Below are 12,224 nucleotides of genomic sequence, written 5' to 3'. Positions count from 1 at the left end.
GGTCAGCCAATCTGCTCCGGTCCGTCCATTCTCTCTGCCTTGTCATTGCCTGACTCCGCCGGCACAAATGTGTCGGTGCCGACTTTCAGCCAGATCAGGATCGGCGCGGCCATATAGACCGAACTGTAGGTGCCGACAAAGACGCCGAAGAACATCGCTACGGAGAAACCGAAAATCACATCGGGGCCCCATATGATCAAGCCACCAAGTGCGATCAGCATGGTCAGGCTGGTCATCACCGTCCGCGCCAGCGTCTCGTTTACCGAGAGGTCGAGCAAGGCGATGATATCCATCTTGCGATATTTTTTCAGATTCTCGCGAACCCGGTCAAACACGACGATAGTGTCGTTGAGCGAATAACCGATAATAGTCAGCAAAGCCGCGACGGTGTTGAGATTGAACTCCATCTGCGTGAGCGCGAACAGGCCGAATGTCAGTGCGACATCGTGGAACAGCGCAAACAGCGCGCCGATACCGAACTGCCACTCGAAGCGTATCCAGATATAGATGGAGATTGCAATCATCGCGAACAGAAGTGAATAGGCACCGGTTTCGAAAAGTTCAGACGACACTTTTCCGGAGACCGACTCCACGCCATCGATACGGACATCGGGATGGTCAGCCTTTAATGTCGATACGATCTTTTCGGTCATTTCATTGGCCGCTTCGGGGCGCGATTCTGCATCGGCCGGCAACCGCATCCGGATCGACACCTCGTTATCGTCACCAAAGCGCTGGATCGTTGCATCGCCGTAGCCGAGTGCGCCGATACGGTCACGCAATTCGGGAATCGGCGCGGTTTCGGTCTCGGTAAATGTCGCCTGGATCATCTGGCCACCGATAAAATCGACGCCGAAATTAAGACCCTTGGCAGCGACCAGACCGATCGACGCTATGATCGTCAATATGCTGAACGCCATGGCGATATTGCGCCATTTCAGGAAGCCGATATTGGTGTCGTCCGGGACAAGTTTGAGTAATCTCATATCACCAACTCCTGCGGACGGGCTCGTCTTACCCAGAGCACCACAAGCATCCGGGTGACGACGACGGCGGTAAATACGGAAGAAACGATACCGATCATCAGAACAACCGCGAAACCTTTGACCGGTCCGGAGCCGAACATGAAGAGCAACACGCCGGCAATGACATTGGTGACATTGGCATCAAGAATGGCGCGCGAGGCTTCCTTGTAGCCGACTTCGATCGCCTGGATCACCCGTCGCCCTCGCCTGCGCTCTTCGCGTATTCGCTCGTTGATCAGCACATTGGCATCAACCGCCGATCCGACGGTCAAAACGAACCCCGCGATCCCCGGCAATGTCAGCGTCGCGTTGAACATCGCCATGACACCGACAATGATGAACAGGTTCAGCGCCAGCGCGATATTGGCATACACGCCAAAGCGTCCATAAGTCACAACCATGAAGGTCAGCACCGCGACCGTCGCGATAATCGCGGCAATCATGCCCTTGTCGATCGAATCCTTGCCCAGGTCGGGACCGACGGTGCGTTCTTCAACAATCTTCAGCTCGACCGGCAGTGCACCGGATCTCAGCGCAATCGCCAGCTGGTTGGCACCTTCGACCGTGAAATTACCGGATATCTGGGCCGATCCACCAAGGATCGGTTCGTTGATATTAGGTGCGGAAAGCACTTTGCCATCAAGAATGATCGCGAAGGGCCGTCCGACATTATTCTGGGTCAGACGGGCAAATTTCGAACCGCCTTCGCTATCAAAGGTAATATTGACGACCGCAGCATTGGTTTGCTGGTCAAAGCCCTGCCCGGCGTCGGTCAGCTTGTCGCCGCTGATACCGCCGAGACGTTTAACCGCGATATTCGGTAATCCGGTCGGATTGTCAGGATAGGGGAAAATCTGGCTGCCGACCGGTGCCCGTCCTGCGGCCACGGCATTGGGATCGGCTTCAAAATCGACCAGCTTGAATTCCAGCTTTGCGGTCTGTCCGAGCAAGGCTTTCAGCGCCTCGGGGTCGTCGAGTCCCGGTACCTGTACGACAATCCGGTTATCGCCCTGGCGGATGATCGTCGGTTCGCGCGTACCCATTTCATCGATCCGGCGGCGGATCACGTCGGTTGCCGTTTCCATTGCATTTTCGACGGCATTTTCCAGACCCGCAGCGGTCGGGGTCAGGACAAAGCGCGTATCATCGCGCACTTCAATATCCCAGTCGCGCTGACCGGTCAGGCCGGCGCCGCTGGTCAACGGAAGGATTGCCTCGCGCGCGGCATCAACCTGCGTGCTGTCGCGAACCATGAAGCTCAACACGCCGTTTTTGCGGGAAATATCACCAATGCCGATCCGCGGATTGGCGCGGCGCATTTCCGCCCGCACCGATTCTTCCATTGTCTCTAGACGGGTCGTCGCGACGTCAGCCGGATCTGCCTCGAGCAGGATATGGCTACCGCCCTGAAGATCGAGCCCCAGATTGATTGTTTCGTTCGGCAAAAAGCTTGGCCAGTATTTCTGGCCGTTCGCGCCAAGCAGACTGGGCAGTGACATCATCACGCCAAAAGCCAGCAGCAGGGAAATGGAAATGACTTTCCAGCGCGGGAAATCGAGCATTGAAACTAACTTTCTATATCACCGCGTTCAATCGTTCGCAGGTTTGGCACCACCGCGTGGCATGACATCCGACAAAGTGGCCTTGACCGCTTTGACGCGGACGCCGCTGGCGATCTCGATTTCGACAAATTCGTCGTCAACCTTGACGGCCTTGCCGACAAGTCCGCCGCCGGTCACGACTTCGTCATTTTTCTTGACCGCACCGATCTTGCCCTGATGTTCTTTCATCTTCTTTTGCTGCGGACGGATCAGCAGAAAATAGAAAACCGCAAAGATCAGCACCAGCGGCATGATCGACATCAGAAAACTTCCGGCACCGCCAGCGCCAGCTGCTGCAGATAATATAGAAATACTTGTCATGAATCCGTCCCGATAATTGTAAATTGTGATGTGTGCTGGCCCGGCTGATATTTCAAGCCCCCGAACAGCCAATTCAAATGATCCGCGCGCCTATCACGCACTTGCCGAGCGTGCAATGAAATCCGTATTCGCGAAAGGATTGGAATCCGGACGCAAACGACTTGCCAAGCCCCATCGACCTCCATATATGCGCAGCCTCGGTCGGGACGTAGCGCAGCCTGGTAGCGCATCACACTGGGGGTGTGGGGGTCGGAGGTTCGAATCCTCTCGTCCCGACCAGTTTTCAGCCATTTTTTAAAATGCTGAATTCTTATATCACTGCTGTAAGTGCAATGTAAGTGCAGATTTTCTGTTTTTGTTCTCCAAAGCATCACCATCATCCCGGGGATCATCATCGGAGGAATATTTGCGCCAACCAGATAGGTTCTTCAAATATGAGATCGCCTGAATTGGAATAGTGCCAAACATCACCATCCGGACACTTGCCGCAAATACTAACTTTTAATCAGTAGGTCGCTGGTTCGAACCCAGCAGGGCTCACCATAATACGTTGAAGATAAACGATTTTCTGACAGAATGATATTCGAAGTTGCAATATTTGCAACTTGGGTAGCATTTTGGGTAGCAAATGGAAGAAATTCCAATATTCGAAGAACTGATGATGGACCAGTTCTTTCAAAGGTAGGGAATACAACAGCGTTGATTGCTAAACCAACGAACCATCCAACCCAAAACAGTGATAAATGTAAAAACGATTTCCGGTAGCGGCGCCTGCTACCATTTCTCGTCGCGAGTAAACTCGACTGCGGTCGCGTCAAGATCTTTCGCCAATTGATTGAACTCACGATATGCTCCAAGGCGCTCTAGACCATCAAGTCGCTGATCGCCGGAAAGGCGGTCCATGCGGGTTCGAATTAGCGCCGCCACAATTTTCAATGTTGCTGGATCTGGCTTGGTCATAGTTGCGTTGTATCACGATTCAAATTGCGATGCGAACAAGAGCTTTAGGTGTTCAGCGAAACAACACCAGAGGGCAGACGAATAAGATGTGTCATGGTAATCTTTTTTTCTGACAAAAATAAACACTGATTGAACAATCCTGGCTAAAGATGATCGCGTTATCCTGAGCAGTCGATGCTGGGGGGGATCGGAGGTTCGAATCCTCTCGTCCCGGCCAGTTTTCAGCCATTTTTTCAAAATGCTGAATTCTTATATCACCGCTGTAAGTGCAATGTAAGTGCGGATACTCTCTTTTTGTTCTCATCGCACCCTATGGATTTCACGCTCATTCTAGAACATGGTCAAAAAGATCAACCAAATAGGTTCAATTGAAAACAATTTCAATTGAGCGATCTTGGCATGACAAATCAGGCTTTCCTATACTATTTTCAGAAAGTGGCAGTCGCACGTCAGGCTTGAACGACCTGCTGGTCGATCACACCACATGGGGATGAGCCGTCAATTCCGCGCCCTTCGATGCGAATAGGGTCACCAAAAGACAGGAACGGCGTTGTGGCTAGGCCCTTGTCGCGGATCACCTCGATCGCACGAACCTCTGAAATACAGCTTGATCCGACTTCTGTATAGTTTGAATCGGAAACGGTACCCGACTCAATAATCGTTGCCGCTACCAGATCGCGCGTCAATGCAGCATGAGCAACCAGTCCCTGGAAACCAAAATCCATGGCTGCACCAAAACGTTCACCGTACAAGTCAATTTATAAGTCGTGTCAAACACGCCATCTTTCTAGACTTCACCCAGTTCATCGGGTGTCACCGCAAAGGGCACCATCGAACAGGCCGGTTTTGCCTGCACCCAACCAAAGCCGGTTGCCATTTCTATCGGAGCAATCGCGCGCAAAGAGCAGTCGTTGATTTTGACGATTAGTCTGATGTGTTTCGTTGCGTCCGTAGCGCATGTTCCCATTGGAACATGATCTACAATAACACCGAACTCGCCTTCAAAATCAATACCATGTTCGATAGTCGGCAACGACACATCTTCGGTCGGGCCGAAAAACCGATCCGAACACCCTGATACATGAGCGGTTTGTCGGTATTGATTGGATCCAGACCAAACGCGACTTGCATAAGGTCTCCATGAGTTGAAAAGGCAGAGCCGTCGAGCCATTGCCAGCTGCGCGGCATCAGCGCAGCACAGTCGGTGGTCGCAAACTCTTCACCTTCCCCCGAAAAAAGGCGATCAAGTGCTTTGGCAACGCTCGGCTGAACCACTTGCCAGTCACCGAAAACAGCGAGCAAATTGGTTGCCGGACCATCGACCCGAAAAACAGCGCCTCCTGCATCACCGTCCGCTCGCCCATCATCGCAGCATCTCCCGCCTCTACAGGAATGCTGAATCGCATCTCTACAATGCTGACAAGACCGAGTTTTTCAACACAACCCGCCCTCTTGTCGGTCGGTCGACCACCTCTTCGGTATTCTTACAAGCAAACACAATCCGCGCTGGGAGATTCTCGGTAGTCTCGGGCGCTATGCCGTCCAACGGCTACATGGCGCAGTGTAGATCATATCCGCTGTATATAAGGATGAGGATATCTACTCTATCCACGTCGTACATCCCGTTAAGCAACTTCTAGCCGCGGATGACTGCCTGATTTATGCTCCGGCAGGAGTCGATCGCTAGCAACGCCAATAACTGGCTTATACCAAAAAAGGGAGCGAGTGGCCCCAGCCACTCGCTCCAGCTGATCCTATGGGAGAGAAGGATCAGAACCAGTTAGATTTTGGGATCTGACGTGTTCAGCACACCCTTAGATTCCCAACCATTTTTTCCATCGCGGTTCGTATGATGGTCAAGTCTGCTTTGGAAATGCCTTTGAACATCTTCTGATAAACGGCGTTGGCTTCTTTCCGAAGTTCCGGAATAATGTCGATTGCCTTTGGACGCAGGAATATCCGCCAGACACGCCGGTCATCTTCTGCGGACCGACGTTCGACAAATTCCAGTTTTTCAAGATGATCAATCGTCAATCCGATCGTAGCTCGTTCCAGTTCTAGGCAAACTGCCAGCTCGGTTTGCGTCATTCCCTCGGTCTTGATCAGATAGGCCAATGTTCTCCACTGGGTGCGGGACAAGCCGAACTGGGCAATCGATTCATCAAATGACTTGCGCAGGACTCGCGGTACTTCCTCCAGCAAAAACGCAAACTCATCGGTCTCATTCAGGAAGCCGTCTTGCGCGTTTGCGCTCATTGTAGCTGTTTCGGTTGTCATGATAGTGACCATATCATAAATTCAATATAATATAAAGCCCTTTACTGCATAAATGCCGTCAAGGCGACACGCTCCCGCGATTACTCCATGTAGGTTCACGGGTTGGGGCTGAAGCCAGCTTTGTTTGGGTTAGTATGCTTGTCGAGATAATTGAGGATCACGTCGTCGGTGATATTGCCTGAGGTGGTCGAGAAATAGCCTCGTTGCCAGAAGCGCTGGCCCCAGTAGCGTTTGCGAATATGCTCGAACTCCTGCTGTATCTTGCGCGATGATCGCCCTTTTGCCCGGCGCACGAAGTCGCTGACCGCAATGTGAGGCGGGATCTCTACAAACATATGGACATGATCACGCGACAGAGCGCCATGAATGATCTTCACACCCAGTTCGCTGCAAACCTGCCGGATGACCTCTCGCACCCGCAGGCGAACCTCCCCATGCAGCACCTTGAAGCGGTATTTTGGTGCCCAGACTATGTGATAACGGTGATGAAAAGCGGTGTGGCATCCGCGTGAATATGGCATAAGCACTATCCTCCAGAAAATGACTTCGCCTGCGAGCCGGTCATTTTCTGGAGGATAGTGCGGGGCAAACCAAAACGGCTGAAGCCTGCTACCAGCTATAAGCTGGTGGGTTTACTCCAAAGGTGAGACACTAAAATCCGGCTGTCGGGCTGAGGATGCACGGCTCCGGACTGCCGAACGACTTGTCAATCTGATCGCAATATTCTGCATCCTGTCTTGGCGCATCTTCTGGATGACCATGATCAATCGCGCCGCGCCTTCCGCATCACCCAGGCTCGCGCTGACCGATGACAAAATCGTCCTGATCGATCATCTTGTGGCTTCCAGAAAGAAGGTGCCCAGGCTCATAACCATATCCGATTACCTGTACGAAATCGCGCGGCTCGGCGGCTATCTCGCTCGCGCCCATGACCCGCCTCCAGGTAACATTGTGATCTGGCGAGGATGGACCCGCCTCATGGACATCAAAATCGGTGCCAACGCCATCCGTAAGACTTGTGGGTAATTGGAAGGTCCTCGCCACGCTTACGTGGGTGTGGCCCCTCAATACGTATCAATGTTGGGCAAGTGCACGCGGCCTCACATGGGCCGTCGGCATCCCGTACAAGCAGAAAGTCTATCCCGCCGACGTGGCGATGATTTTTCCCGTCGCCGGGCGTGGTCGCCCCCGCAAGCGGCACATTCCCGACGCTACATCCGTATCGGCGAAGGCGATGTTGGAGGTAGCAAAGTGGCGCAAGGTCAGTTGGCGGCGCGGAACCAAGGGGCTGCTCTCGGCACGCTTCGCCGCCGTTCGCGTGCGAGTTGCCGATGGCCCGCCTCAACGCATCCGGAACAGTGGCGCGCAACATCTGCCCGGCGAGGAAGTGTGGCTGGTCGGCGAACATCGCTCAACCGGCGAGCGCAAATACTACCTCCCCAACCTGTCCTCCGACACGCCGATCAAGCCGCTTGCCGGAGCCATCAAGGCCCGTTGGGTCTGCGAACAGGGACATCAGCAACTCAAGGAAGAGCTCGGCCTCGATCACTTCGAAGGCCGATCATGGAAGGGGCTTCACCGACATGCGCTGATGTCGATGATTGCCTTGGCCTTCCTGCAATCCCGCCTCCTCAAGCAGGCCAAGGGGGAAAAAAGAATCGCCGGGTCGCCACCACAGCCGAGCCTGCCGACGATCAGGCAGGCCATCATTGAACGCCTCGCCAAACCTCCTGATCTGACGTGTCCACAGTGCGGACACTGCATCTCTCATCGCTCGCTCACAAATCTGCCAAAGTAGTGTTAGAACTGGCCACGCAATGTGATGCCATAGGTTCTTGGTTCCGCAAGGAAAGCCGAATAGGTCTGCTGCGATGCGACAAATGGCGTGTTGAACGCAACCTGCGAATAACCAACATTGAAGACATTTTGTGCCCAGCCTTCGATCGCCCATAGATCATCCGGACCACGGATACCGATACGCGCATTCACCAGCGTGAACCCGTCCTGTTCCTTGCCATACAGCAAATCCGAACCGGTGTTATAGTCGCTGGTCGTACGAGCGTTCACATAGAATAGACCGGTCAGCCCGCTATTTCCGATTGGCGGGGTATAGGACAATGACGCCGTAGCAGTGATTTCAGGCGCGTTGGACAGATTGTCGCCTGGCAGCAGGCGCAAAGCCGGATCGAGTGGAGAGCCAGTATCACGGCCAACCAGATTATTTTCATAGCTGGTATCGGTATAAATCAGGCCCATCGAGATATTCACGTCTCTGATCGGGTTGATCGACGCTTCCAGTTCGACACCCTGCGCGACAACGCCATATTTGACGTTATCCGGGGTACAATTGCCCGTTGCGCCGCTGGCATCGCGATCCGCACCACCGAGATCATCGCTACACGCGTTTACATTCTGAACCACATAAGCGGAGCCATTGAACGTATTCAGCTGGAAATTGTCAAACTGCTGACGGAATGCCGCCACGCTCAGCGAAAATTCACGGGTCGAATATTTTGCACCGATTTCAAATGCATCTACCGTTTCCTGGTCAAACTGGAGATTGGCGGTGCTGCCCGTCACTGCCGGATTGCCCAAAGTTGAACTGGTCAGCGCAGACCGGTCCAGGTTGAAACCACCAGCTTTATAACCGCGCGAGTAGCTACCATAAATCAGCAGGTCGTCGGTTGGCTTGTAGGACAAAATGGCTGTGCCGGTAAATTCGCTCTCGCTCCGGCTATCGGCCAGCGATACGCCATCCAGTTCAGAGGTTGAGTTGCCCTGACAGGACAGACCGATCAGACCGCCTGCCAATGCACCAAGTCCTCCGCTAAGTAAGGGAGTGAACAATGCCCGCTGGATCGGACACATCGTATTGTCGTTGGTGAAGGCTGCGTTAAAATCCTTGGTTTCATTGGTATAGCGCAGTCCCAAAGTCAGATCGAGCTTGTCGGTAACGTGGAAGATATTGTGGGTGAAAAAAGCAAAATTTTCGCTTTTCTGATTATATGTGTCGAGCACCGTTCCCTTGTCATTGATCTGAGCCAGATTGTCCAGACCGGCAAAAATCAACGGTGTCGCTGCACCGAATGCGCCAGCACCTCCATTTGCGGCTTGCAATGCAGCCCTGCCGCCAGCGCTTAGACAGCCTGTGCTGGTTGGAGATGCAAGGGCCGGGTTAACGGCATTGACGACACGGCATGGTGCGAAGGCACCATATTGCGAACCAAAGCGCAGATTATCTCGTACCTCAAGCTTTTCGTTGGCGTAAAAACCGCCGACCAACCAATCCAGCTTGTCGTCGAACGCCGAACCCTGCAGTCGCAGTTCTTGCGTAAAGGTTTTAAACTCACGAGCACCGGCATTTTCATTCGGCTCGCGATAAAGGATATCTACCTGTGTGTAATCGGTATCACTACCCTGAAAGTTGGAATATTCACGATATCCGGTGATCGACGTGAAGTTCATCTCACCCAGTTCGGCATTGAGTTCAACCGAAGCGCCAAAATCCTCGGTTTCACCGGCATATGAACGACCGGGTGTGACATAGATATCCCGGTTGAACGTACTTTGCGTAAGCGCGTTGCTGTTTTGACCGAGCGCCAACAGCACCGGTATGATCGGATTCGCCGTGTCGGTAAGAGCGGGCGCACCAGGCTGTGGAAGAGCGAAAGGATCAAGTCCCGGGCTTACTCTTGCCCGCTGCGCAAATTCAGGCTGGACGAACGTCGCTGCACAGCAGGATTCGTCTTTCTTTGAATAGTCACCAATCACCCGGACCGTCAGTCCATCCTTTGGCTCAAACAACAGCTGGCCACGCACAAGAAACCGGTCTTTGTTATTGACGTCGGTTCCGTTTACAACATCATTGTAAAAGCCGTCGCGCTTCAAATAAACGCCGTCGACGCGCGCAGCAATCGTATCGCTCAACGGGCCATTAATGCCCCCTTCCAGACGTATCTGGTTGTAATTGCCGTAGGATGCTGCGGCATGTCCTGAGAATGTAAATTCAGGGGCGGCAGTGGTAATGCTGATCATACCGGCAGAAGAGTTGCGGCCACCCAATGTTCCTTGCGGACCCCGCAGAACTTCGATCCGATCAATCGGGCCAAGTTCGCTGAGCGCATTACCACTACGCGAACGATAGACACCATCGATGAACACGGCCACGGAGCTTTCCAGTCCGGGGTTGTCACCCACGGTACCGATACCGCGAATACGGGCAGAGCCATTGGCTTCGTTTCCGGTCGATGACACAAGCAATGAAGGCGCAAGCTGGTTGAGCTCACGAATGTCGGTTGCCCCACTCTTCTGCAATTGTTCCGCGTTAATGGCCGAAACAGCAATAGGAACATCGGACAAAGCTTGCGACCGGCCCTGTGCGGTCACCACGATCACATTATTATCGACGGCACCCTCATCACTTCCGTCAACTTGGTCGGCGGCATCCGATTGCGTCTGTGCATAAACGGGGGCGGTGGTGATTGCTGCAAGTGCAAATGCGCACGCAGATAGATTCAACGCTAATTTCATAACATGCTCTCCTGAAAATTTATTTTTTATCCTCATTAATGTATAGCCTAGCCCGTCACATTTGATAGCCAAATCTCGCATCAATGCACCGTTTTCTGCAAACTGTGGCTTTATTGTCAGCCTATGCGGCACTTTTGGCGCAACAAATGAGCAGCCGATTTGCTTCCAACATCCAATGGCCCGCATCTTCTGGAAACAGAGAATAATTAATAAGAGCAGGATGACGTAGCGTCATAGCTGGCGCGGCCTGATCTCCCCGCATTTTGGATGGTTTCCAGGCAAATTTTTGGCCGTCCCAAACACTGCTTGGACCGAAACCGGGTCAATCACTATTTATCGGCCGTCGAGAGCGCAACGCCTGCGCCAGAGTCCCCTCATCGAGATAGTCCAGCTCACCGCCCACCGGTATCCCGTGCGACAGCTGACTGAGTCTCACGGGATAATTTTCCAATCGCTCGGCGATATAATGGGCCGTCGTCTGACCCTCCAAAGTGGCATTCATCGCCAGAACGACTTCGTCAATCCCGCCCTGCTCGACGCGCTTGATCAGCTTGTCGATCGCAATGTCTTCGGGCCGCACGCCGTCCAGTGCTGACAACCGCCCGCCAAGCACATGGAATTTTCCGGGAAACAGCCGCGGTGGGGCATAATGGGTAAAAGGAGTCCCACTATGTGACGACGCAAAGAGCCGACGATCCCGGCAGAGTTACTGGATCAACTATTGGCATGATCGGATGCAGCTTCTGCGCTGGATCAGGGAGGGTTGCTGGATTCGTTGAAGAAGGCGCTCGCCGAACGGGCGTTGAATGCCGAGATGGATCATCATCTGGGTGGCGATGAACAGGTAGGCAACAGCCGCAATGGCTATGGCCGCAAGCGCGTCATCACCGATAGCAGCAAAATCGAGATCGAGGTGCCGCGCGACCGCGAGGGCAGCTTTGATCCGCAGTTGATTGCTAAATACCAGCGCCGGTTCCCTGGTTTTGATGAGAAGATTATCTCAATGAATGCGCGCGGGATGAGCACACGAGAGATCACCGGGCATCTGCGCGCCCTGTACGGCATCGACGTATCGCCTGACCTGATCTCGACTGTCACCGACGGCGAGCATCGCGCCGTGCCGGGGGCACGGGAAGACGCGCAGCGCTGGAAGAAGTTACTGCCTGGCAGCAGCGGCCGCTTGATCCGGCCTATCCACTGGTGTTTTTCGACGCCATTCGCGTCAAGATCCGCGATGAAGGCATGGTTCGCAGCAAAGCTATTCATATCGCGCTTGGCGTCCGCGCTGATGGCCGCAAAGAGGTTCTCGGCCTGTGGATTGAACAAAATGAAGGTGCCAAATTCTGGTTGCGCGTTATGAACGAGCTTAAAAACCGGGGCACCGAGGATATCATGCTGGCAGTCGTTGATGGTCTCAAGGGCTTTCCCGATGCGATAACGGCGGTATTTCCCGAAGCCGTCGTGCAGTGAGAACGGCGGTGCAAAAGTCGGCCACGGTAGCGGCGGGATG

General features: G+C 53.6%; 11 protein-coding genes, 1 tRNA gene and 3 pseudogenes. 4 read left to right on the top strand and 11 right to left on the bottom strand.

The features are described 5' to 3' along the window. Positions 1–2: 2 nt before the first annotated feature. From secF to yajC, 3 genes are read right to left on the bottom strand one after another with little or no spacing between them, the layout of a single operon-like run. Positions 3–986: a protein translocase subunit SecF gene (gene secF / locus AACZ86_RS03610; RefSeq protein ID WP_339689408.1), complete on the bottom strand. Its 984-nt coding sequence runs from the start codon at positions 984–986 to the stop codon at positions 3–5. Continuing rightward, positions 983–2,587 carry a protein translocase subunit SecD gene (gene secD / locus AACZ86_RS03605; protein WP_339689406.1) on the bottom strand — a complete coding sequence of 535 codons (1,605 nt, stop codon included), beginning with the start codon at positions 2,585–2,587 and terminating at the stop codon, positions 983–985. Before secD ends, secF begins: the two co-directional genes overlap by 4 nt. A gap of 27 nt (positions 2,588–2,614) precedes the next feature. After that, on the bottom strand, positions 2,615–2,947 hold the full coding sequence (gene yajC, locus AACZ86_RS03600) for a preprotein translocase subunit YajC (protein WP_339689404.1): 333 nt from the start codon (positions 2,945–2,947) through the stop codon (positions 2,615–2,617). Between the two features lie 202 nt (positions 2,948–3,149). Between yajC and AACZ86_RS03595 the strand changes: the two genes are divergently transcribed. Further along, a tRNA-Pro gene (locus AACZ86_RS03595) sits at positions 3,150–3,226 on the top strand. A gap of 495 nt (positions 3,227–3,721) precedes the next feature. On the opposite strand, the gene AACZ86_RS03590 is transcribed toward AACZ86_RS03595, so the two are convergent. The 6 genes from AACZ86_RS03590 to tnpA all read right to left on the bottom strand — a co-directional run bounded on the left by AACZ86_RS03590 (position 3,722) and on the right by tnpA (position 6,705). After that, on the bottom strand, positions 3,722–3,907 hold the full coding sequence (locus tag AACZ86_RS03590) for a hypothetical protein (RefSeq protein ID WP_100092225.1): 186 nt from the start codon (positions 3,905–3,907) through the stop codon (positions 3,722–3,724). A gap of 449 nt (positions 3,908–4,356) precedes the next feature. Next, positions 4,357–4,659, bottom strand: a complete 303-nt coding sequence (locus tag AACZ86_RS03585) for a hypothetical protein (protein WP_339689400.1) — start codon at positions 4,657–4,659, stop codon at positions 4,357–4,359. A gap of 35 nt (positions 4,660–4,694) precedes the next feature. Beyond that, on the bottom strand, positions 4,695–4,946 hold the full coding sequence (locus AACZ86_RS03580; protein ID WP_339689398.1) for a fumarylacetoacetate hydrolase family protein: 252 nt from the start codon (positions 4,944–4,946) through the stop codon (positions 4,695–4,697). Continuing rightward, positions 4,886–5,209 (bottom strand): hypothetical protein, encoded by a 324-nt coding sequence (locus AACZ86_RS03575; protein WP_339690278.1) that lies wholly within the window; start codon positions 5,207–5,209, stop codon positions 4,886–4,888. The genes AACZ86_RS03580 and AACZ86_RS03575 overlap by 61 nt, the downstream gene beginning before the upstream one ends. 501 nt (positions 5,210–5,710) lie before the next feature. Continuing rightward, positions 5,711–6,184, bottom strand: a complete 474-nt coding sequence (locus AACZ86_RS03570) for a MarR family transcriptional regulator (protein ID WP_240616806.1) — start codon at positions 6,182–6,184, stop codon at positions 5,711–5,713. A 95-nt stretch (positions 6,185–6,279) separates the two neighbouring features. Continuing rightward, complete coding sequence (gene tnpA / locus AACZ86_RS03565; protein ID WP_339689394.1) at positions 6,280–6,705, bottom strand: IS200/IS605 family transposase; 426 nt, start codon at positions 6,703–6,705, stop codon at positions 6,280–6,282. Positions 6,706–6,937: 232 nt separating this feature from the next. Between tnpA and AACZ86_RS03560 the strand changes: the two genes are divergently transcribed. Further along, positions 6,938–7,210, top strand: a complete 273-nt coding sequence (locus AACZ86_RS03560; protein ID WP_335647967.1) for a hypothetical protein — start codon at positions 6,938–6,940, stop codon at positions 7,208–7,210. Positions 7,211–7,271: 61 nt separating this feature from the next. Next, positions 7,272–7,897 (top strand): annotated as a pseudogene (locus tag AACZ86_RS03555) (transposase); the annotation flags it as partial. Positions 7,898–7,984: 87 nt separating this feature from the next. Here the strand turns inward: AACZ86_RS03555 and AACZ86_RS03550 are convergent. Beyond that, complete coding sequence (locus AACZ86_RS03550) at positions 7,985–10,714, bottom strand: TonB-dependent receptor (RefSeq protein ID WP_100092250.1); 2,730 nt, start codon at positions 10,712–10,714, stop codon at positions 7,985–7,987. Positions 10,715–11,036: 322 nt separating this feature from the next. Further along, positions 11,037–11,351: pseudogene (locus AACZ86_RS03545) on the bottom strand (toprim domain-containing protein); the annotation flags it as partial. Between the two features lie 57 nt (positions 11,352–11,408). On the opposite strand from AACZ86_RS03545, the pseudogene AACZ86_RS03540 reads away from it, so the two are divergent. Then, positions 11,409–12,181, top strand: a pseudogene (locus AACZ86_RS03540) (IS256 family transposase); the annotation flags it as partial. Between the last annotated feature and the right edge of the window lie 43 nt (positions 12,182–12,224).

Origin of the sequence: uncultured Parasphingorhabdus sp., from assembly GCF_963975735.1 — a bacterium.
Lineage (GTDB): Bacteria > Pseudomonadota > Alphaproteobacteria > Sphingomonadales > Sphingomonadaceae > Parasphingorhabdus.
Note: the sequence above shows the minus strand (reverse complement) of the source record. Positions and strands in the feature narration are given on the sequence as shown.